The sequence below is a fragment of the Rhizobium sp. NPDC092011 genome (genome assembly GCF_044756305.1).
Taxonomy (GTDB): Bacteria; Pseudomonadota; Alphaproteobacteria; order Rhizobiales; family Rhizobiaceae; genus Rhizobium.
In genome coordinates, this window is the sequence record NZ_JBIVSO010000002.1 from 820,850 (window position 1) to 840,664 (window position 19,815).

General features: G+C 60.9%; 17 protein-coding genes and 1 riboswitch. Of the genes, 13 read left to right on the forward strand and 4 right to left on the reverse strand.

Annotation, left to right across the window (positions count from 1 at the left end):
- The first annotated feature begins 200 nt into the window (after window positions 1–200).
- On the forward strand, window positions 201–1,655 hold the full coding sequence (locus ACIQJ2_RS12375) for a cobyric acid synthase (RefSeq protein WP_400668959.1): 1,455 nt from the start codon (window positions 201–203) through the stop codon (window positions 1,653–1,655).
- 21 nt (window positions 1,656–1,676) lie between these two features.
- Here the strand turns inward: ACIQJ2_RS12375 and ACIQJ2_RS12380 are convergent, their stop codons facing one another.
- The gene (locus tag ACIQJ2_RS12380) at window positions 1,677–3,473 is read right to left on the reverse strand and encodes a chloride channel protein (protein WP_199148415.1); all 1,797 of its coding nucleotides are present in this window, start codon (window positions 3,471–3,473) and stop codon (window positions 1,677–1,679) included.
- A 183-nt stretch (window positions 3,474–3,656) separates the two neighbouring features.
- A riboswitch (cobalamin riboswitch) is annotated at window positions 3,657–4,057 on the forward strand.
- 140 nt (window positions 4,058–4,197) lie between these two features.
- Between ACIQJ2_RS12380 and cobU the strand changes: the two genes are divergently transcribed.
- The 5 genes from cobU to cobO are packed head-to-tail and all read left to right on the forward strand — an operon-like array spanning window position 4,198 to window position 10,818.
- Complete coding sequence (gene cobU / locus ACIQJ2_RS12385; RefSeq protein ID WP_400668963.1) at window positions 4,198–4,722, forward strand: bifunctional adenosylcobinamide kinase/adenosylcobinamide-phosphate guanylyltransferase; 525 nt, start codon at window positions 4,198–4,200, stop codon at window positions 4,720–4,722.
- Between the two features lie 5 nt (window positions 4,723–4,727).
- A complete protein-coding gene (gene cobW, locus ACIQJ2_RS12390) occupies window positions 4,728–5,777 on the forward strand; it encodes a cobalamin biosynthesis protein CobW (RefSeq protein ID WP_400668966.1) in 1,050 nt (349 codons plus the stop codon).
- Between the two features lie 9 nt (window positions 5,778–5,786).
- Window positions 5,787–9,581, forward strand: a complete 3,795-nt coding sequence (gene cobN, locus ACIQJ2_RS12395) for a cobaltochelatase subunit CobN (RefSeq protein ID WP_400668969.1) — start codon at window positions 5,787–5,789, stop codon at window positions 9,579–9,581.
- A complete protein-coding gene (locus ACIQJ2_RS12400) occupies window positions 9,578–10,174 on the forward strand; it encodes a dimethylsulfonioproprionate lyase family protein (protein WP_400668972.1) in 597 nt (198 codons plus the stop codon). Before cobN ends, ACIQJ2_RS12400 begins: the two co-directional genes overlap by 4 nt.
- Complete coding sequence (gene cobO, locus ACIQJ2_RS12405; protein ID WP_400668975.1) at window positions 10,174–10,818, forward strand: cob(I)yrinic acid a,c-diamide adenosyltransferase; 645 nt, start codon at window positions 10,174–10,176, stop codon at window positions 10,816–10,818. Before ACIQJ2_RS12400 ends, cobO begins: the two co-directional genes overlap by 1 nt.
- A gap of 15 nt (window positions 10,819–10,833) precedes the next feature.
- On the opposite strand, the gene ACIQJ2_RS12410 is transcribed toward cobO, so the two are convergent.
- The 3 genes from ACIQJ2_RS12410 to ACIQJ2_RS12420 all read right to left on the reverse strand — a co-directional run bounded on the left by ACIQJ2_RS12410 (window position 10,834) and on the right by ACIQJ2_RS12420 (window position 12,882).
- The gene (locus ACIQJ2_RS12410) at window positions 10,834–11,634 is read right to left on the reverse strand and encodes a helix-turn-helix domain-containing protein (RefSeq protein WP_400668978.1); all 801 of its coding nucleotides are present in this window, start codon (window positions 11,632–11,634) and stop codon (window positions 10,834–10,836) included.
- Window positions 11,631–11,996 (reverse strand): nuclear transport factor 2 family protein, encoded by a 366-nt coding sequence (locus ACIQJ2_RS12415; RefSeq protein WP_400668980.1) that lies wholly within the window; start codon window positions 11,994–11,996, stop codon window positions 11,631–11,633. Before ACIQJ2_RS12415 ends, ACIQJ2_RS12410 begins: the two co-directional genes overlap by 4 nt.
- A gap of 100 nt (window positions 11,997–12,096) precedes the next feature.
- Window positions 12,097–12,882, reverse strand: a complete 786-nt coding sequence (locus ACIQJ2_RS12420) for a TSUP family transporter (RefSeq protein ID WP_400668983.1) — start codon at window positions 12,880–12,882, stop codon at window positions 12,097–12,099.
- Window positions 12,883–13,031: 149 nt separating this feature from the next.
- Here ACIQJ2_RS12420 and ACIQJ2_RS12425 point away from each other — a divergent pair, with 149 nt between their 5' ends.
- The 7 genes from ACIQJ2_RS12425 (at window position 13,032) to ACIQJ2_RS12455 (ending at window position 19,619) form a co-directional block, all read left to right on the forward strand.
- Complete coding sequence (locus ACIQJ2_RS12425; RefSeq protein ID WP_400668986.1) at window positions 13,032–13,436, forward strand: cobalamin biosynthesis protein; 405 nt, start codon at window positions 13,032–13,034, stop codon at window positions 13,434–13,436.
- 160 nt (window positions 13,437–13,596) lie between these two features.
- Window positions 13,597–14,556, forward strand: a complete 960-nt coding sequence (locus ACIQJ2_RS12430) for a nucleoside hydrolase (protein WP_199148405.1) — start codon at window positions 13,597–13,599, stop codon at window positions 14,554–14,556.
- A gap of 278 nt (window positions 14,557–14,834) precedes the next feature.
- Window positions 14,835–15,683: a uroporphyrinogen-III C-methyltransferase gene (gene cobA, locus ACIQJ2_RS12435; protein ID WP_400668989.1), complete on the forward strand. Its 849-nt coding sequence runs from the start codon at window positions 14,835–14,837 to the stop codon at window positions 15,681–15,683.
- Window positions 15,680–16,984, forward strand: a complete 1,305-nt coding sequence (locus ACIQJ2_RS12440) for a cobyrinate a,c-diamide synthase (protein WP_400668992.1) — start codon at window positions 15,680–15,682, stop codon at window positions 16,982–16,984. Before cobA ends, ACIQJ2_RS12440 begins: the two co-directional genes overlap by 4 nt.
- Window positions 16,981–18,000, forward strand: coding sequence for a threonine-phosphate decarboxylase CobD (cobD, locus tag ACIQJ2_RS12445; protein ID WP_400668995.1), 1,020 nt, complete (start codon window positions 16,981–16,983; stop codon window positions 17,998–18,000). The genes ACIQJ2_RS12440 and cobD overlap by 4 nt, the downstream gene beginning before the upstream one ends.
- A gap of 88 nt (window positions 18,001–18,088) precedes the next feature.
- Complete coding sequence (cbiB, locus tag ACIQJ2_RS12450; RefSeq protein WP_199147907.1) at window positions 18,089–19,069, forward strand: adenosylcobinamide-phosphate synthase CbiB; 981 nt, start codon at window positions 18,089–18,091, stop codon at window positions 19,067–19,069.
- 121 nt (window positions 19,070–19,190) lie between these two features.
- Entirely contained in the window at window positions 19,191–19,619 is a 429-nt protein-coding gene (locus ACIQJ2_RS12455; RefSeq protein WP_400668999.1) for a L,D-transpeptidase, read from the forward strand.
- Window positions 19,620–19,815: the final 196 nt, after the last annotated feature.

The window sequence follows — 19,815 nt, forward strand, 5'->3', positions numbered from 1 at the left end:
TGTATGTTTTCGCGATGGAGATAATCCTCTTCAACGTAACTAACAATGGATGAAATCGTCATCCTATGTCGCAAACAGAGCATGATTGGAATTGATGCATTTTTGTCTGGTGCCAGCGGCATCCGGCCGTTAAAGATCGCGGCAAAATCAAGGCGGAATGCCTGATTTTCAGGGGCTAGGTCATCGTGGAGCGAAGAGGAATGACACGGGCGATCATGCTGCAGGGGACCGGCTCCGATGTCGGAAAAACGGTATTGGTCGCGGGACTTTGCCGACTGTTTGCCAACCGGGGCGTGAGGGTCCGTCCATTCAAGCCGCAAAACATGTCCAACAACGCAGCCGTGGCGGAGGATGGCGGCGAGATCGGCCGCGCCCAATGGCTGCAGTCGCTCGCGGCGCGCGTTCCGTCTTCCGTCCATATGAACCCGGTTCTGCTGAAGCCACAATCGGAAACAGGCAGCCAGATCATCGTACAGGGCAAGGTCTGGGGCCATGCCAAGGGCAGGGACTATCAAGCACTGAAGCCGCAGCTGCTTGGAGCCGTGCTCGAAAGCTTTGCCGCCATAAGGGCCGGAACCGATCTCGTGATCGTCGAGGGTGCAGGCTCCCCGGCCGAGATCAATCTTCGGCGGGGCGACATCGCCAATATGGGTTTTGCGACCCGCGCCAATGTGCCGGTGGTGCTGGTGGGCGATATCGATCGCGGTGGTGTCATCGCGTCGCTGGTCGGCACCTATCATATATTGCCGGAGGAGGATCGACGCATGATCCGCGGCTACCTCATCAATAAGTTTCGCGGCGACGTCTCTTTGTTCGCGGAGGGCATAGAAGCCGTCGGCGGCTTTACGGGCTGGCAATGCCATGGCGTCGTTCCGTGGCTGAAAGCGGCCGCTCGGCTGCCGGCAGAGGATTCCGTCGTGTTGGAGAGGCTGGCGCGTGGCTCCTCTGCTGCGCTGAAAGTTGCCGTGCCCGTATTGTCGCGCATCGCCAATTTCGACGATCTCGATCCGTTGAGGGCCGAGCCAGACGTCGATCTCGTCTTTGTCCGTGCGGGCGAGCGCCTGCCTGCAGACGCAGGCCTCGTGGTGTTGCCGGGCTCCAAGTCCACGATCGGTGACCTCATCGATCTGCGCGAACAGGGCTGGGATCGCGATATCGCCATGCATGTGCGTCGGGGCGGCCGCGTTATCGGCATTTGCGGCGGCTACCAGATGCTCGGCAGAACGGTCTCCGATCCGCTCGGTATCGAAGGATCGATCATAGAGACGCCCGGACTGGATCTTCTCGATATCGGGACGGAAATGGCGCCGGAAAAGACGGTACGAAACAGCATTGCCGTCTCAAAGGAATATGACGTGCCGCTCTCCGGTTATGAAATTCATCTCGGCGTGACGACCGGCGCCGACTGCGAACGGCCCTCGGCTGTCATCGATGGCCGGCCGGACGGCGCGATATCGCCTGATGGCCGTGTCATGGGCACGTATCTGCATGGTCTTTTCGGAAGCGACGCCTATCGGGCAAAGCTGCTTGCAAGTTTCGGCCTGGCCGGCGAGCGGATGGATTATCGCGCCGGCGTCGATGCGGCATTGGACGAGATCGCTCGGGAGCTCGAAGGCGTTCTCGATCCTGCCTGGCTGGATAGCCTGGTTCGCTGAAACCGGTTTCTATGGCCTGTTCTAGAGTTCGCCCGAAACTTCGCGGCGACGGCGGTCGAGTTCTTCGCTGTAGCGCCGCAGCGTATAGCTTTCCGTCAGCAGACCAATGACCTTGCGTTCGATCAGATCGTTGACCACGACCAGTGCTTCGCTCTTTGTCTGGTCGAACATCGCAGCTGCCTGCTTGGCGTTCATTTGCGGCTGCAGGAATTCGTTGCGAAGCCGGATGAAGTCAGCAAGACCGTGCTCCTCGTCATCCTTTTCGACCGGGCTCGCATAGACATCGGGCACGAGAACCATCCCGGAATATTTCTCGTTCTTGTCGATCAGGATGACGCGCTGCGCCGAGCCGATCGGGAAGTTCTTACGGAACTCCTCGATGCTCATGTCGATGCTTCCCGTATGAACGTCAGGGCGCATCATGCGGGCAACGGTGAGGTTGCGGATCCAGCCGACGTCATGCGCGCTGCGGATGCTTTCGCCGCGCAGGTGGAAACGCCATGTGGCGAAGGAGTAGCCGAAGGTGGTGCGCACCACGAGTGACGAGGTGATGACCGCCGCCAGCACGAGGGCGGTGATGGGGAAATCGCCGGTGATTTCCAGCGCCAGGAACGTCATGGTCAGCGGACCGCCGATGATGGCGACGGCAAGCGAACTCATGCCGACCACGGCATAGACTACCGGTGTCAGGGTGGCGTGATCGAGATAGGGTGCGCAATAGGCGAAGATCTTGCCGAGCAATGCGCCCATGAACAGGGAGGCGAAGAACAGGCCGCCTCTGAAGCCGGAGCCGATCGACACGGCGGAGGCGAGTGATTTGAGCAAGAAAAGCCCGACGAGCGCTCCCAGCGTCACGTCCGTGGACAGATTGAGATGCAACGCGCCGTGCCCGGCCGACAGAACCTGCGGCGAGATCAGTGCCAGCAGGCCGACGACGAGGCCGCCGAGAGCCGGGCGGAAGGGCATTGCGATCGAGCTCTTGCGGGCCAGCTCCTCCACCCAGGCGACGCCTTGCATGATCAGGATGCCGATACCGGCGCAGAAAGCGCCAAGCAGGACGGCAGGAAGATAGTCTGCTGGCACGATCGCGCCGAAATGGCCGATATCGATGGCGAAATCGTCGCCGGCGAGCAGTCTGGCGATCATTGTCGATATCAGCGCCGAAACGACGACCGGCGTCAGTGTCAGAATGGAATAGGTGCCGATAATCAGCTCGAAGGCGTAAAAGGCGCCAGTCAGGGGCGCGTTGAATGCGGCGGCGATAGCGCCTGCCGCACCGCAGCCGACGAGCATGCGCAGATCTGCGCGGCGCATCTGCATCTTGTAGCCGAACTTCGACGCGATGCCGGCGGCCAGCTGCGTGTAGCCTGCCTCGAGCCCGACGGACGCGCCGAAGCCATTCGAGATCAGGTTCTGGACGGCAACGATGATACTGTCGGTAAGCGACATGCGACCGCCATGCAGCGCATTGGCTTCGATCGGGTCGACCATCGGCTTTTTGCGCGTACGCGACAATATATAGAGAAGGATGCCGAGGATGATGCCGCCTGCGATCGGTGCGATCAACAGCACCGACTTGTCAGGAATTGCGACTGCGGCTGAGCTGAGGCGCTCATAGTCCGTTATGCCATAGATGAGGCTGTGGAGCTTGCGCGAGATGTAGCTCATCGCCGTCACGGCGCAGCCGGAGGCTATTCCCGCCAGCGCGCCCGCGAAAACAAGACCCAATTCGCCGCGGCGTAGCAGCGCCCTGAATCGACCGAGATCGAATAGGGCCGAGAAGGCGCCGAGGCGGCGAGGTTGAAATTTCTGTAGCATGGGGAGCGGACGATATATTTTTACTCGAATGTGAGGGCTTAACCTCTATAAACTCCTAACATCAAAGAAATACGGCAAAAAGACCGGCGTTCTCTGGGGAATTTGCGACGATTTCGCACAAGATGCGTCGGACGTCACATCATCTATGCCCTTGATTGACTTGAACTGGGCGAAAGCCTAATCATTGCGGCCATAACGAATGGTTCCTAAGCGGCGATCTGCCGCATGGGATGAAAAGGGAATGTGAAGGGGCGGACCCAATCCGGGCGTTCTCATCACAGCCGACCCCGCGACTGTAGAGCGGTCAGGGTCTTTCGTTCTGTTTGCAGGGTATTCCGTCTGCGGTTTGCATGGGGCGACCGGGCGGGACAGCCGCAAGCCGAAAAAAGCCACTGGCGTGGCATCATGATCAATCGGGGCAGGACGCCTCTCATTCTACGAATCGTCCGCCTTTTCATGATGTGTCTGCCGGGAAGGTGAGAAAGATCCGCTGGTGCACGATCGGGGGCGACCGGTTTCGGTCCGCCCCCGTCGCGGCGCCTTATCCGCGAGCCAGGAGACCTGCCAAGCGTGCCGGGCGAAGAGCCTGTTTCGGGAACGCAAGTTCCGCTGCCAGCACGGAGGTTGTCGTGGCACAAGACGAGTTTTCGGCGTGTAGACGCCCGTTTCCGGTTTCAGCGCCACGCTGCCGACCCGCGCTTTCGTGCGGGAGCGGGAATAGCTGATGTCTTCCGCGACCTCCCGGTCTGTCTTCGTCCTCGGTGGGGCGCGCTCCGGCAAATCCAGATTCGCCGAATCCCTGATTTTGGACACTGGCCTCGAACGTCACTACGTGGCGACAGGGCAGGCGTGGGATGACGAGATGCGCGAGCGCATTGCACAGCATCGTGCCGATCGCGGCGATCTCTGGCAGACGCATGAGGAGCCGATGGATCTCGTGGCGCAGCTCGCCGCCATCGACGCCGAAGGACGCGCTGTTCTCGTGGACTGCCTGACGCTTTGGGTGACCAATCTGATGATGGCGGAACGAGACATGATGTCGGAGTTCGCCACTCTTACGAAATTCCTGCCGCAAGCGAGATCGCGGCTCGTTCTCGTGTCCAACGAGGTGGGCCTTGGAATCGTGCCGGAAAATCGCATGGCGCGCGAGTTTCGCGATCACGCCGGCCGTCTGCACCAGATGGTCGCGGCGGCAAGTGCCGAAGTTTATTTTATCGCAGCGGGTCTGCCGCTGAAAATGAAGGGTTAATCCATATGAACCAGCAAAAGATTCCCGCTACCGTCATCACCGGCTTTCTCGGCGCCGGCAAGACGACGATGATCCGCAACCTCCTGCAGAATGCCGGCGGCAAGAAGATCGCGCTGATCATCAACGAATTCGGCGATCTCGGAGTCGACGGCGACGTGCTCAAGGGCTGCGGCGCGGAGAACTGCACGGAAGACGATATCATCGAGCTGACCAACGGCTGCATCTGCTGCACGGTTGCCGATGATTTCATTCCCACCATGACGAAGCTCCTGGAGCGCGATGTGCGTCCGGATCACATTGTTATCGAGACCTCGGGTCTTGCGCTGCCGCAGCCACTGGTCGCAGCCTTCAACTGGCCTGATATCCGCACCCACGTCACCGTCGATGGCGTCATCACCGTGGTCGATAGCGCCGCTGTTGCCGCCGGCCGCTTCGCTGACGATCACGATGCGGTGGAGGCTCGCCGCGTCGAGGACGATTCGCTCGACCACGAAAGCCCGATCGAGGAATTGTTCGAGGATCAGCTGACCTGCGCCGACCTCATCGTGCTCAACAAGACTGACTTGATCGATGTCGACGGTCTCGGCCGCGTCCGCGCCGAAGTTGCCTCGCGTACCGTCCGCAAGCCGACGATCATCGAGGCGAAGAACGGCGATGTGCCGGCCGCCGTCCTGCTTGGTCTCGGGATCGGCACGGAAGACGATATCGTCAACCGCAAATCGCATCACGAGCTTGAGCATGAGGACGGCACGCCGCACGACCACGACGAGTTCGACAGCTTCGTCGTCGAACTCGGCCCGATTGCCGATCCTGTGGCCTTCGTTGATGCGCTGAAGGGCGTGATCGCAGAGCATGATGTACTGCGCCTCAAGGGCTTCGTCGATGTCCCCGGCAAGCCCATGCGCCTGCAGCTGCAGGCAGTCGGTAGCCGTATCGATACCTACTTCGATCGTGCCTGGACACCGGGCGAAGCCCGTGCAACCCGGCTTGTGGTCATCGGTCTGCACGAGATGGACGAGGCGATCGTTCGCAAGGCGATCGGGGCGCTGGTCTAAGGTCAGTCCATGCACCTCCTCCTAGCTCAAAAGGGAACGATCAGTGACGGCGAAGAGGCGATCGATCTTGGGCAGTCGCCCGGCGATATCCTTTTTCTGTCGGCCGCCGATACCGAGCTTGCGGCGATTGCCGCAGCGCATGGCGGGGGCGACTGTTCCCTTCGGCTTGCGAGCCTGATGAGCCTCAAGCATCCGATGTCGGTCGATACCTATGTCGACCGGACGGCTCGGCATGCGAAGCTCATCATCGTCCGGGCGCTGGGAGGGGCGAGCTATTTCCACTATGCGCTGGAGGCGCTGCACGCCTGTGCGGCGCGCCGGGGTGTCTTGATTGCTGTATTGCCGGGGGATTCAAAGCCCGATCCTGGGTTGACGCCCTTCTCCAATGTCGCGCTGGATGATCTCAATGCGCTCTGGTCCTATCTGATCGAGGGTGGCGAGACGAACTCGAACGCGTTTCTCGCCTATGCCGAGGCGATATTGTCGGGTGCGGAGAAGCCGATGCCTGCCGTGCCCCTGATGAAGGCCGGCATATGGTGGCCGGGCCGGGGCGTGATCGGCGTCGAGGAGTGGAAGAGAGTTTCCACTTCGGAAGTGGTAGGCCCGGAGGGACGCGCCCCCCCGACCGTGGCGATCTCCTTTTATCGCGCTCTCGTACAGAGCGGCGAGACAAAGCCTGTCGAAGCCATGATGCAGGCGCTTATCGGCGAGGGCATGCGGCCGCTGCCGGTGTTTGCCTATAGCCTCAAAGATCCGGTCTCTGTCGGCATCCTTGAAAGCGTCTTTACCGAATTGAAGCCGGGTGTGGTCATCAATTCCACCGGTTTTGCCGTTTCGGCGCCAGGCGCGGCTCGCCAGGCGACGGTCCTGGAGACAGGCGATGCCATCGTCCTGCAGGCCATCTTCTCGGCTTCGTCGAAGGAGGCGTGGGAGGCATCATCGCAGGGACTGTCGGCGCGTGATCTCGGCATGAACGTGGCGCTGCCTGAAGTCGATGGGCGTGTTCTTGCCCGTGCCGTGTCCTTCAAGGCGGCGGCTCGCTATGACGAAAGGGTCGAGGCCAATATCGTCGCCAGCGAACCGCTCGAGGATCGCATGCGCTATACGGCGCGGCTTGCCGCCAATTGGGCGCGGCTGCGCAACACGTCGCCCGACGATCGCCGTGTCGCGCTGGTTCTGGCGAACTATCCCAACCGCGATGGACGCCTGGGCAACGGCGTCGGACTCGATACACCGGCCGGCACGATCGAGGTGCTGAAGGCGATGCGGGCGGTTGGCTATGGCGTTGCCGATCTGCCTTCCGATGGCGATGCGCTGATGCGGCATCTGGCGGAGGGGACGACAAATTCGGGGCATGACGGCCGCATGGTCCGCGAGAGGCTTTCCTTCAGCGACTACAAGGATTTCTTTTCGTCGCTTCCCAAACAGATTCAAGATGGCATCGTAAGCCGCTGGGGTGAGCCGGAGGCTGATCCCTATGCACTCGATAACGGCTTTGCCCTGCCGTTCGCCCGCTTCGGCGAGGTGCTGGTCGGCATCCAGCCGGCACGCGGTTACAACATCGATCCGAAGGAGAGCTATCATTCTCCCGATCTCGTTCCGCCCCACGGCTATCTCGCCTTTTATGCGTTCCTGCGCCGCTCCTTCGGTGCCCATGCGGTCATCCATATGGGCAAGCATGGCAATCTCGAATGGCTGCCTGGCAAAGCGCTGGCGCTGTCGGAAAGTTGTTATCCGGAAGCGATCCTCGGGCCGCTGCCGAACCTCTACCCCTTCATCGTCAATGATCCCGGCGAGGGCACGCAGGCCAAGCGCCGCACCAGCGCCGTCATCATCGATCATCTGACGCCGCCGCTGACGCGCGCTGAAAGCTATGGCCCTCTCAAGGATCTGGAGGCGCTGGTCGACGAATATTATGAGGCTTCGGGCGGCGATCCGCGCCGCATCCGTCTGCTGCGCAAGCAGATCCTCGATCTCGTCGCCGATATCGGTCTCGATCAGGATGCCGGCATCGCCAAGGGTGAGGGCGAAGATGAGGCCTTGCGCAAGCTGGATGCCTATCTCTGCGACCTCAAGGAAATGCAGATTCGCGATGGACTGCACATCTTTGGCGTTTCGCCTACCGGACGATTGCTGACTGATTTGACGGTAGCGCTGGCGCGGGTGCCGCGCGGGCTGGGCGAGGGGGGCGATCAGAGCCTGCAGCGGGCGATTGCACGGGATGCTTTTGAGTCCCGAGATACTGAAGGAAGCGCTCCGGCTCAAAAGCCATTTGATCCGCTGGATTGCGATATGGCCGCCGAATGGACCGGCCAGCGCCCCGTTATTCTTCAAGATATCTCCGACGCTCCCTGGCGCACACATGGCGACACGGTCGAACGCATCGAACTTCTGGCCGCAAAACTCGTCGACGGCGAGATAATTTGCCCCGACAACTGGCCAGAGACCAACATTGTTCTCGGCGAAATTGCCGCAACGCTCCAGCCATCCATCCTCGCCTGCGGCGAAGCCGAAATCGCGGCGCTGTTGAAGGGTCTGGACGGCCGTTTCGTTCCGCCCGGCCCCTCCGGTGCGCCGACGCGGGGACGGCCGGATGTGCTCCCGACCGGTCGGAATTTCTATTCGGTCGACAGCCGTGCCGTGCCGACACCGGCGGCCTATGAGCTCGGCAGTAAATCGGCCGAATTGCTCATCCGCCGGTATGTCCAGGATCACGGCGAGTGGCCCGTTTCCTTCGGTCTGACGGCTTGGGGCACGTCGAACATGCGAACCGGCGGCGATGATATCGCGCAGGCTCAGGCATTGATCGGCGTCAAGCCCGTCTGGGATATGACGTCGCGCCGTGTCACCGGCTACGAAATCATTCCGCCAGCGATGCTCCGGCGGCCGCGTGTCGATGTCACGCTGCGCATCTCAGGCTTCTTCCGTGATGCTTTTCCCGAGCAGATCGCTTTATTTGACAAGGCAATCCGCGCTGTCGGCATGCTGGAAGAGGATGAGACCGACAATCCGATTGCGGCGCGCATGCGGGGCGAGATTGCGCGGCTTGAAGCCGCCGGCCTCGACAAGGCTGCCGCCAGCCGCCGAGCCGGCTATCGCATTTTCGGATCCAAACCCGGAGCTTATGGTGCCGGTCTGCAGGCGCTTATCGATGAGAAAGGCTGGGAGCGGCGCGCGGATCTGGCCGAGGCCTATCTCGTCTGGGGTAGCTATGCGTACGGAGCCGGCGAGGAAGGCAGAGCCGAGCGCGGCGTCTTCGAGGAGCGGTTGCGCTCGATCCAGGCGGTGGTGCAGAACCAAGACAATCGCGAACACGACCTGCTCGACAGCGACGACTATTATCAGTTCGAGGGTGGCATGGCGGCGGCGGCCGAGCAGCTCGGCGGGGTGCGGCCTTCGATCTATCACAACGATCATTCGAGGCCGGAAAAGCCTGTGATCCGTTCGCTGGAAGAAGAGATCGGTCGCGTGGTGCGCGGGCGCGTCGTCAATCCCAAATGGATCGACGGCATCATGCGCCACGGCTACAAGGGTGCCTTTGAGATCGCCGCAACGGTGGACTATCTTTTCGCCTTTGCCGCGACGACGGGTGCGGTACGCAATCATCATTTCGAGGCGGTCTACCAGGCCTTCGTCGTCGATCAGCGCGTGCGCGATTTTATGGCAGAGAAGAATCCGGCCGCGCTAACGGATATGCGGGAACGCTTGCTGGAGGCGATCGATCGCAATCTCTGGACTCCGAAAAGCAATTCGGCGCGGTTCGATCTGGAAGGCCTGAAGGATGGAAAAGAGGTGGCGGCATGAATGCGGTCCACGCGCTTTTGATTGCCTTTCGGAACTATCTTCTATCGCGCACCGACTTGACGCTGAAGCATTTCATCGATGGTTTTGACTGGTCGATGGAGGAGCGGTCGCTTGCGGCGCGAGATCTGCCTGTCGTTCGTAGTCTTCGCGAAATACATCCGGCAGGGAACGGAGCGGAAGGAGCGCTGTTCGGCGAGCTCTCGCGCGCAGCTGATGTGCTGCATTGGGCTCAGACCTACAGCATCACCGATTTCGGCAGCGATTTTCTTGAGAAATACGGCTGGGTCGAGCTGTTCGGCATGCGCGGACATTTCGCAAGCAAGGAGATGGCCGGTGGTTTCCTGTTGCTGGGGCGTGGCGTGCATTACCCGGATCACCATCACACGGCCGAGGAAATCTATATCCCGCTGACCGATGGCTCGCTGTGGAGCAAGGATGGACAGCCATTCCTGCCGCACTGGTCGGGCGGGATCATCCATCACCCTTCGAATATTCGCCATGCCATGCGCACCGAAGATGAGCCGCTTGTCGCGCTCTATCTCTGGCGCGGCGGGCCGCTGGCACAAAAATCGATCATATCCGGGAGACTATAATGAGCGACGAATTGGCCGAAAGCGGCGTGGATGCACCGAAGAACGACGATGCCCGTCATGCCGACAAGATGGCCAAGAAGAAGGCCGCGCGCGACAAGATCATGGCAACCAAGACCGACGAGAAGGGCCTGATCATTGTTCACACCGGCAAAGGCAAAGGAAAATCCTCCTCCGCTTTCGGCATGATCTTCCGTCATATCGCTCATGGAAAACCCAGCGCCGTGGTGCAGTTCATCAAGGGTGCCATGTGGACCGGTGAGCGCGACCTGATCGAGAAGCATTTCTCCGATCTCTGCCAGTTTCATACGATGGGCGAGGGATTCACCTGGGAGACGCAGGATCGCGCCCGCGACGTGGCGGCCGCCTCTGCTGCCTGGGAAAAGGCCAAGGAACTGATCCGCGACGAGCGCAATTCCATGGTGCTGCTCGATGAGATCAACATCGCGCTTCGTTACGACTATCTCGATATCAACGAGGTGCTGGAATTTCTCAGGAACGAAAAGCCCTACATGACCCATGTCGTTCTGACGGGCCGCAACGCCAAGGAAGAGCTGATCGAGATCGCCGATCTCGTCACCGAGATGGAGTTGATCAAGCATCCCTTCCGTTCCGGCATCAAGGGTCAGCCCGGCGTCGAGTTCTGATCGCTGGTCGGGCTTTCAAGCATCCGGCAGCATCGCTCTCAGCGCTTCCGCAGTCTGCGGGTTTGCAGGGAAGAAGGATTCGATCGCGAGTTCCGACAGAGTGACATCGACAGGTGTGCCGAAGACGGTCGTCGTGGACAGGAATGAGAGTTGTCCCGCCTCGGTGATAAGCTCCAGCGGCACCGCAATCCCGGCAAAGTCCTGTTCCGGGGCGATCTTGTGCATCGCGGGTGCCGGATAGGCCGACAGTTCCTCCAGCAGCCTTGTCAGCACTGGATCGCCGGTTGCCGAGATCTGCTGGCGCAGCCGTTCCAACAGATGCGCGCGCCATTCGGCGAGATTGGCGATCCGCGGTGCCAGACCCTGGGGATGCAAGCTGAGCCGGAGAACATTGATCGACCCCTCGGTGAGCGAGGTATCGACGACGCCGGCGAGTAGCGGTGCGACCGCAGCGTTGGCGGCGACCAGCGTCCAGTGCCGATCGACCGCCAGAGCCGGGAAGGGCTCATGCCCCTTCAAGATCATGTCGATGGCGCGCCTTGCCGGGGCAAGTGCCGGATCGTCGAGTTTGCGCTCGGGAAAGACCGGGGCAAATCCCGCCGCGAGAAGCATTGGGTTGCGCTCGCGTAGCGGTATGCCGAGCCTCTCTGCGAGATGCATGAGCATCTCGCGGCTTGGAAGCGAGCGCCCGCTCTCGATGAAGCTGAGATGTCGTTGCGAAACATCGGCTTCAAGGGCGAATTCGAGCTGGCTCAGGCGGCGTCGCTGCCGCCATTCGCGCAGGTAATCGCCGAGAGAGCGGGCAGGGCTCATCATGCCGCAACCGGCAGTTGGTCGATAAAGCCGTGAACGGACTTCAGCCGGTCGCCTTCCAATATGGCGAAATCCGTACCCTTGATCAGCGGTTCGGCATCGACCGGACCGAAGCCCCAGGAGAAGCGCAGATTGTCGCCATGGCGGTCGCCGTCGGAAATCAACGTGAAGCGAAAACCGGGGAAGCGGTCGTGCGCGGCCGTGACCAGCGCGTGGATCTGCTCGCGGTTGTCGGCGCGCATCATCGGGTCGATATAGCTGCAGTTCTCCGTCCAAGCTTCGGCAATGAGGGCACGACGGCGCTCGGCATCGGCCTCGTTCCAGATGGCGATGTAACGTTCGGCAATGATAGCGGCTTCAGTCATCGGTCAACTCCTTTGGATCGCCTGAACCGTTCAGGCAGGGCGATCATCGGTGCGTATCGGAGCAGTATCAATTACGTCGGAGGTAATCAAAGTCCGTTTCTTACAGCCCGAGCCAGACCCGCACGGGATGGGTCGGGTCTGCCAGAAGTTTTACGGCAAAGGCGATGCAGACGATGACGAGCAGCGGTTTGATGAGCTTTGCGCCGATGCGCATGGCAAGCCGCGAGCCGAGCTGGGCGCCGAGGAATTGGCCGAGTCCCATGGTCAGACCAACTTTCCAAAGGATGGCGCCGGAGAAGGTAAAGACGATCAGGCTGCCGAGGTTCGAGCCGAAATTGAGCAGCTTCGTATGGGCCGTCGCTTTCAACAGACCGAAGCCCGCGAGCGTCACGAAGGCGAGCATCAGGAATGAACCCGTGCCTGGCCCGAATGCGCCATCGTAGAAGCCGATCAGCGGCACGAGCGTAACGCCAAAAAGGCCTGCGCTCATGCGTCGGTGCTTCTCGACGTCGCCTAAATTCGGCTTCACGGCGAAATAGAGCGCGATGGCGATCAGCAGGAACGGCAGGATGATGCGCAGCACCTCGCTCGGCATGACCGTTGCCAGCATTGCGCCGAACATGCCGCCGATCACGGCCATAAGTGCCATGGGCAGCTGTTCTCGAAGCTGCACATGCCCCTGCCGTGCATAGGCGATGGTTGCAGAGGCCGAGCCGAAGATCGATTGCAGCTTGTTGGTGCCGAGCGTCTGCAACGGCGGTATGCCCGCGAGCAACATGGCGGGCACGGTCACCAATCCGCCGCCGCCGGCGATGGAGTCGACAAAACCGGCAAAGAAAGCGGTGGCAAAGAGCAGAAGCAGGATCTGAAGGGTGATGTCGTGCAAGGCGGAAACTCTGGGGCTTGAAATCAAAGGCCTTCTTGCACTCCCGCAGCGCCATGGCAATCGCCTGCGGGACACAGCGAGCAAAATTGACGAGCCGGGTTCGTGTGGTTACAGCTATCGGCGTCCGCCGCCGTCACCGTGGAGTGAGCATGACGACATATGCCGATTGCACCCGCCGTTACATTCTCGGCCTGGGCTGCGAGAGCGGCGCCGACTGGAATGAGGTCCGAATGCTGGTGGAGAGGGCCTTGCAGGAGGTTGGCATCGGAAGCGAGCAGCTTCTGGCGGTGGTTTCGATCGACACCCGCATGGACGAACCGGCCATCCTCGAGGTTGCCACGCATTTTCGGCTACCGGTACGCTTCTTCAAAGCGGCGACGCTTGAGCAGGAGACGCCTCGCCTGAAGAACCCGTCCGAGCTGGTCTTCGCCCATGTCGGTTGCCATGGCGTTGCCGAGGCGGCCGCCTTGGCGGCGGCCGGTCCCGATGCAGAGCTCGCGCTTCCCAAGATGAAGTCCGGCGCTGCTACCGTGGCGATCGCCAGGATCGCCTGAGCGTCAAAAGCGCCGCGAATTCCACAAATGATCCATGCGACGCCATGGCAGCATTTCGCCATCGGCGGATCTCGTGTATTCCAGTAGTTCAAGCATGGTCCGCGACGGGAGGAACTTTCCGGAAGATCAAGCTTATTCAGTATGTTGGTAAGGAAAAAACATGCATAAGGTCATTTATGATACGGATCCGGGCGTCGATGACGCCATGGCGCTTCTCTTCCTGCATCGTCACCCGAATATCGATCTTCTGGGCGTGACGACGGTTTTCGGCAACGCCTCCGTTGATACGACGACGCGCAACGCGCTGTTCCTGAAGCGCGAGTGGAATATTCCGTGCCCCGTGGCTCGCGGCGCCAGCGTCACGTTCGATCCTTCAAGACAGGAGCGCCCATGGCCGACGATGGTTCATGGCCATAACGGCCTCGGCGACATCGACGTGCCCGAGACGATCGACCTGCCGACCGATCCGCGGCCGGCCTATCAGTTCATCATCGACACCGTTCGCGCCAATCCGGGCGAAGTGACCCTCGTCGCAGTCGGCCGCATGACCAATCTGGCTCTGGCGCTGAAGCACGACCCGGAGATCGCGTCGCTGGTGAAGGGCGTCGTGATCATGGGCGGCAATTTCTATGTGCCGGGCAATGTCTCCCCGGTTGCTGAGGCCAATATCCATGGCGATCCGGAAGCCGCCGATTTCATCGTCAAGGCGCCGTGGAAGGTTGTCGTTGTCGGTCTTGACGTTACGTCGGTGACGACGATGAGCCGCAGCTACCTTGCAGACATGGCAAAGGCGGGTGGCCCGTCCGTGCAGTTGTTGGCCGACCTCTCGCAATCCTACATCGACTTCTACAAGCATGCGGTCGAAGACGGCATGATGGTGCACGACAGCTGCGCCTGCGTCTACGTCGTGGCGCCGGAGCTGTTCGACACGATCGAAGGATCGATGCGCGTTGTCTGCGGCGGCATTGCCGATGGCCAGACTGTTATCAAGCAGGACGGCCGCCGCTTCCCGCCTGGTGATTGGGACAATCTGCCGAGCCAGATCGCCTGCACGGGTATTCGCTCGCAGCAGGTCCTGGACCTGATCCGGGACGTCATCGTCGGCAAAGTGAAGCACTAAGCCTCTGACGCGAAGAGGGCTCGGGCTCTCTTCGCGCTATCCTTCTCTGCAGACCGGGTATTTCGCCGCCCGTCATTTGGGTCAACCGCATTTTCGGAAGCGTTGCCCCCACAAACCGAGCTGCGGGCATTGAGGTTTCGGTTCTCGCCGTGGTCGGAAGCGCCATTCGTTCCGACCAAATGCGGACGCTCCCATGAGCCGCCTCGAAGCGAGAGGGACACCGCCTTATCCTGTTCTCAACATTGCAATTTCACCCATGCGGGCATAGGACAGATGGGATGAGCGATACCGCATTTTCCAATCTTCCGGCACTTGAGCCGGGCTCCGTCTGGCTCGTGGGTGCCGGGCCGGGAGATGCAGGGCTGTTGACCCTGCTGGCCGCCAAGGGGCTGGCCGAAGCCGATATCGTCGTGCATGACGCCCTCGTGAACGAGGATTGCCTGAAGCTCGCCCGCCCGGGTGCGGTGCTTGAATATGCCGGCAAGCGCGGCGGAAAGCCTTCGGCCAAGCAGCGGGATATCTCGTTGCGCCTCGTGGAACTGGCGCGTGCCGGCAAGCGTGTTCTGCGCTTGAAGGGCGGTGATCCCTTCGTCTTCGGACGAGGTGGTGAGGAAGCCTTGACCCTGGTCGAGCATGGCATTCCCTTCCGCATCGTTCCCGGCATTACCGCCGGCATCGGGGGGCTTGCCTATGCCGGCATTCCCGTTACCCATCGTGACGTCAATCACGCCGTTACATTCCTGACCGGCCATGATTCGTCGGGTCTCGTGCCTGATGCGATCAACTGGGATGCGATCGGCAAGGGCTCGCCCGTTATCGTCATGTATATGGCGATGAAACATATTGCCCAGATCAGCGCCAATCTTATCGCGGCCGGTCGCTCGGCGGACGAGCCGGTCGCTTTCGTCTGCAATGCGGCAACGTCCGCGCAACAGGTGCTGGAGACGACGCTTGGTCGGGCGACGGCCGATGTCGAAGCCTCTGGTTTGGAACCTCCCGCCATCGTCGTCGTCGGCGAAGTCGTGAAATTGCGCCCCTCCCTCGATTGGCTCGGCGCACTTGCCGGTCGCAAGCTGCTGCCCGCGACGGAGACGCGTGCAGAAAACGGGCATAGGGTGTCGGCATGAGCGGCGTGATGATAGCTGCCCCGGCATCCGGCTCCGGCAAAACCACTTTTACGCTCGGCCTGCTGCGGGCGTTGCGGCAGAAGAACATCCCCATCGCGCCAGGCAAGGCCGGTCCCGATTATATCGATCCCGCCTTTCATGCCGCCGCGGCGGGGTCGCCCTGTCTCAATTTCGACCCGTGGGCCATGCGCCCCGAGCTCATTTCCGCCAACTCGGCGCTGCATCGCGTCGGAGGACGGATGCTCGTCATCGAGGCGATGATGGGGCTATTCGACGGCGCGGCCGACGGCTCCGGATCGCCGGCCGATCTCGCTGCTCTGCTCAATCTTCCGATCGTGCTGGTGATCGATGTCTCGCGCATGTCGCATTCCGTTGCGGCTGTCGTCAGCGGTTTCGCCAATTTCCGGGCCGATATTCGTATCGCGGGCGTCGTGCTTAATCGTGTCGCCAGCGAGAGACATGAGGGGATGCTGCGTCGGGCGCTGGATGCGGTGCGGATGCCTGTTTTTGCCGTGATCGGCAGTGACAAGAGCCTGGCGCTGCCGGAGAGACATCTGGGGCTTGTGCAGGCGGGAGAGCATGTCGCGCTGGAACATTTCATCGAAACTGCGGCCGGGATCGTATCCAAGGCATGCAATTTCGAGATGCTGCTGAGGGCAGCGCAGCAGAATGTCGTGCGCCCGTCGGCCGCCAATATCGCGCGGCTCATGCCGCTCGGGCAGCGTATCGCAGTGGCCCGGGATATGGCTTTTGCCTTCTGCTATGAACACATGCTGCTCGGTTGGCGGCGACGCGGCGCGGAGATTTCCTTCTTTTCGCCTTTAGCGGACGAGGCGCCTGCGGATGACGCCGATGCGATCTATCTGCCCGGCGGCTATCCCGAACTGCATGCGGGCAAGCTCGCAGGCGCTCATCAATTCCATCAGGGCATGAGGGATGCGGCGGCGCGTGGGGCGCGAATCTATGGCGAATGCGGTGGCTATATGGTGCTCGGCGACGGGCTGATCGATGCGGCGGGAATGCGTCATGCCATGCTCGGCCTGTTGCCCGTCGTGACCAGCTACGAGAAGCGGCAGCGACATCTGGGCTATCGGCGCTTGGCGCCGCTCGGCTCATTCTTTCAAAAGCCGATGACGGCGCATGAGTTTCACTATTCGACTATCGTTTCGGAAGGCGAGGCGGATCGTCTGTTTGCTGTCAGGGATGCTCTTGGCGCCGATTTGGGCGTGGCTGGACTTCAGCGTGCCAACGTCGCTGGCTCCTATATGCATCTGATCGATCTTGCCGGTGATGTTGAATGACGGACAGGATCGTACATGGCGGCGGTATTACCGCTGCGGCTCGTCAATATGGCGGCCGGCCGGAAGACTGGCTGGATCTGTCGACCGGCATCAACCCCAATCCCGTCGTCTTGCCGGATGTGCCCGTCGCGGCCTGGCATCGGCTGCCCGACCAGCACCTGCAGGAGCGGGCACGCGAAGCGGCGAGGGGATATTACCGGAGCGGCGATATTCCACCCTTGCCCGTTCCAGGCACGCAATCCGTTATCCAGCTGCTTCCCAGGCTCCTGCAGGGCGGAAGCGCTGCCATCCTGTCGCCCACCTATGGTGAATATGCCCGGGCCTTCACGCTCGCCGGCCTGCGAGTGCGGCAGGTTTTGACGATCGCCGATCTGGCCGAGGACGATAGGCTCGTCGTCGTGGTCAATCCCAACAATCCCGATGGGCGGCTGTTGTCGATCGATCAGCTGCGTGATTTGCACGAGAGGCAATGCCAACGCGGTGGCCTTCTCCTGGTCGACGAGGCATTCGGCGATGTCGAGCCGGAAGCCAGCATCGTGCCCTATGCATCGTCCATGCCGGGCCTCATCATCTTCCGGTCGTTCGGTAAGTTTTTCGGCATGGCCGGCTTGCGGCTTGGCTTCGTCATTGCCGAGGCGTCGGTCTTGGACCGATTCGAGGATTGGCTCGGCCCCTGGGCGGTATCCGGTCCGGCGCTGTCGATCGCCGCTTCCCTCATGGAAAGCGATGCGAGTGTCATTCGCCACCGCATTCTAGACCGGCGTTCCGCGCTCGAGACGATTCTTCGTCGCTCCGGCCTGTCCGTCGCGGGTGGCACGGCGTTGTTCACACTGGTTGCCGACGACCGCGCGGAGGGCCTATATACGCATCTCTGCCGCCACCATATTCTTGTCCGCAAGTTCGATTATGCGCGCAATTGGCTGCGCTTCGGCCTTGCTCCGGATGAGGAGGCGGACCGAAGACTCGCCGGGGCACTGGGGTCGGATGATTTCAGGTCTGTTCGACCTAAAATCTGAATCCGCTTCAGAAACAAATAAGTAGAGCATGATGTCATCCGAAAGCGGCTGACACTTTTCGGTATCCTGCTCTAGAGGATTATTCGATATGACCGCCGACGAACATCTGCTCATTCTCGTGCTTGCGTTGCTGCTGGATCGCATCGTTGGGGACCCCGATTGGCTGTGGCAGCGGCTGCCGCATCCGGTCGTGCTGTTCGGCAAGGCGATTTCCTACTTCGATCAGCGCTTCAACGGGAAACATCTCTCCGGCGTGCTTCGGCGCCGCAATGGCCTCATGTCGATCGTCGCGCTGCTTATGGGCGCGATCATCATCGGCTGGGCGGCCCATGGTTTTCTCGCTTTCTTCGGCTGGCTCGGCATCTTGGTCGAAGCGGCGCTGGTGGCCGTGTTCCTCGCACAGAAGAGCCTGGCCGATCATGTGGGCGAGGTGTCCCAGGCTCTGCGGACCGATGGATTGGAGGGCGGCCGTCTTGCGGTTTCGCGTATCGTCGGCCGCGATCCCGAAACGCTCGATGAGCCTGGCGTTTGCCGGGCGGCGATCGAAAGTCTCGCCGAAAACTTTTCCGATGGCGTCGTGGCGCCGGCACTTTGGTACGGAATTTTCGGCCTGCCTGGGCTGTTCTTCTACAAGATGCTCAACACCGCTGATTCGATGATCGGCCATAAATCCGAGACCTATATCGACTTCGGGCGGGCTGCCGCACGGTTGGATGATATCGCGAACTGGCCGGCCGCAAGGCTGTCGATCCTGCTGATCGCGATCGGTGCCCTTGCCAAGCGCGGGATCTCAGCACTCGGAAATGCCATTCGCATCGCGGTCAGGGATGGCGGTCTGCATCGGTCGCCAAACTCCGGGAGGCCGGAAGCGGCCATGGCCGGCGCGCTGGATATACAGCTCGCGGGGCCGCGCATCTACGGCGGCGAGCTGGTGCGCGAGCCGATGATCAATGGCGCCGGCCGGGATACGGCCACAGTCAGTGATATCGAAGCCGGTATCACTATCTTCTATTCGGCATGCTCCGTGCTGACGTTTCTCGCCTTTGTGGGGTTCCTGATCCTACTCTGAGCGGTCGCTTCCATTAATAGATTGCTCACTATACGTATTAATTTGGTATAATTGGCCTGCTGCTAAGCTTTCCCATCGTCTGAATTGCTTCACGAAGAAGCAAACAGTCGGAGGGGATAAGATGAAATATGTAACGATAGCTGTTGCCGCATGCCTATGTACACAACTTCACGTCGCTTCGGCGAATGCAGGCACTGTTCTTGCAACCGTGGATCTTCGCGCCCAGACAATGACCGTCTCTGAAGATGGTATTCTCAAGTATCGCTGGAAGGTATCGACGGCTCGCAGGGGCTACGTCACGCCGATCGGCTCTTATACTGCCAAATGGCTCTCCAAGGATCATCGCTCGAAGAAATACGACGATGCGCCCATGCCCTATGCCGTTTTCTTCAATGGCGGTTACGCGGTTCATGGAACCTACGAGGTGAGGCAACTCGGCAGGCCGGCATCGCATGGCTGTGTGCGGCTCGAGACCCGCAACGCTGCAACCTTCTTCGCGCTGGCGTCGGATGTCGGGCTGCATAATACGCGCATCGTCATCAGCGAGTAATCGCCAGCGATCGTGCGAAAGGCATTGCAAATGCGGTCGGCGGCGAGGCTGACGCATCTTGAATGCATGGCGTCCGGTATCCCATCAGTTGCGGCACGGGCGCCGTTTTGCTGTTTGCGCAACAGTGGCCTGCCAAATTGCCGGGGTTTCTGGTGGAAACCATTGGCTTTTGGAATGGATTTCCCTATGAGGGGGA

What these genes read in the sequence shown, in the direction of transcription:
- ACIQJ2_RS12375 (WP_400668959.1), top strand. Translation starts at nt 201, where the DNA reads ATGACACGGGCGATCATGCTGCAGGGGACCGGCTCCGATGTCGGAAAA.
- ACIQJ2_RS12380 (WP_199148415.1), bottom strand. Translation starts at nt 3,473, where the DNA reads ATGCTACAGAAATTTCAACCTCGCCGCCTCGGCGCCTTCTCGGCCCTA.
- cobU (WP_400668963.1), top strand. Translation starts at nt 4,198, where the DNA reads ATGTCTTCCGCGACCTCCCGGTCTGTCTTCGTCCTCGGTGGGGCGCGC.
- cobW (WP_400668966.1), top strand. Translation starts at nt 4,728, where the DNA reads ATGAACCAGCAAAAGATTCCCGCTACCGTCATCACCGGCTTTCTCGGC.
- cobN (WP_400668969.1), top strand. Translation starts at nt 5,787, where the DNA reads ATGCACCTCCTCCTAGCTCAAAAGGGAACGATCAGTGACGGCGAAGAG.
- ACIQJ2_RS12400 (WP_400668972.1), top strand. Translation starts at nt 9,578, where the DNA reads ATGAATGCGGTCCACGCGCTTTTGATTGCCTTTCGGAACTATCTTCTA.
- cobO (WP_400668975.1), top strand. Translation starts at nt 10,174, where the DNA reads ATGAGCGACGAATTGGCCGAAAGCGGCGTGGATGCACCGAAGAACGAC.
- ACIQJ2_RS12410 (WP_400668978.1), bottom strand. Translation starts at nt 11,634, where the DNA reads ATGATGAGCCCTGCCCGCTCTCTCGGCGATTACCTGCGCGAATGGCGG.
- ACIQJ2_RS12415 (WP_400668980.1), bottom strand. Translation starts at nt 11,996, where the DNA reads ATGACTGAAGCCGCTATCATTGCCGAACGTTACATCGCCATCTGGAAC.
- ACIQJ2_RS12425 (WP_400668986.1), top strand. Translation starts at nt 13,032, where the DNA reads ATGACGACATATGCCGATTGCACCCGCCGTTACATTCTCGGCCTGGGC.
- ACIQJ2_RS12430 (WP_199148405.1), top strand. Translation starts at nt 13,597, where the DNA reads ATGCATAAGGTCATTTATGATACGGATCCGGGCGTCGATGACGCCATG.
- cobA (WP_400668989.1), top strand. Translation starts at nt 14,835, where the DNA reads ATGAGCGATACCGCATTTTCCAATCTTCCGGCACTTGAGCCGGGCTCC.
- ACIQJ2_RS12440 (WP_400668992.1), top strand. Translation starts at nt 15,680, where the DNA reads ATGAGCGGCGTGATGATAGCTGCCCCGGCATCCGGCTCCGGCAAAACC.
- cobD (WP_400668995.1), top strand. Translation starts at nt 16,981, where the DNA reads ATGACGGACAGGATCGTACATGGCGGCGGTATTACCGCTGCGGCTCGT.
- cbiB (WP_199147907.1), top strand. Translation starts at nt 18,089, where the DNA reads ATGACCGCCGACGAACATCTGCTCATTCTCGTGCTTGCGTTGCTGCTG.
- ACIQJ2_RS12455 (WP_400668999.1), top strand. Translation starts at nt 19,191, where the DNA reads ATGAAATATGTAACGATAGCTGTTGCCGCATGCCTATGTACACAACTT.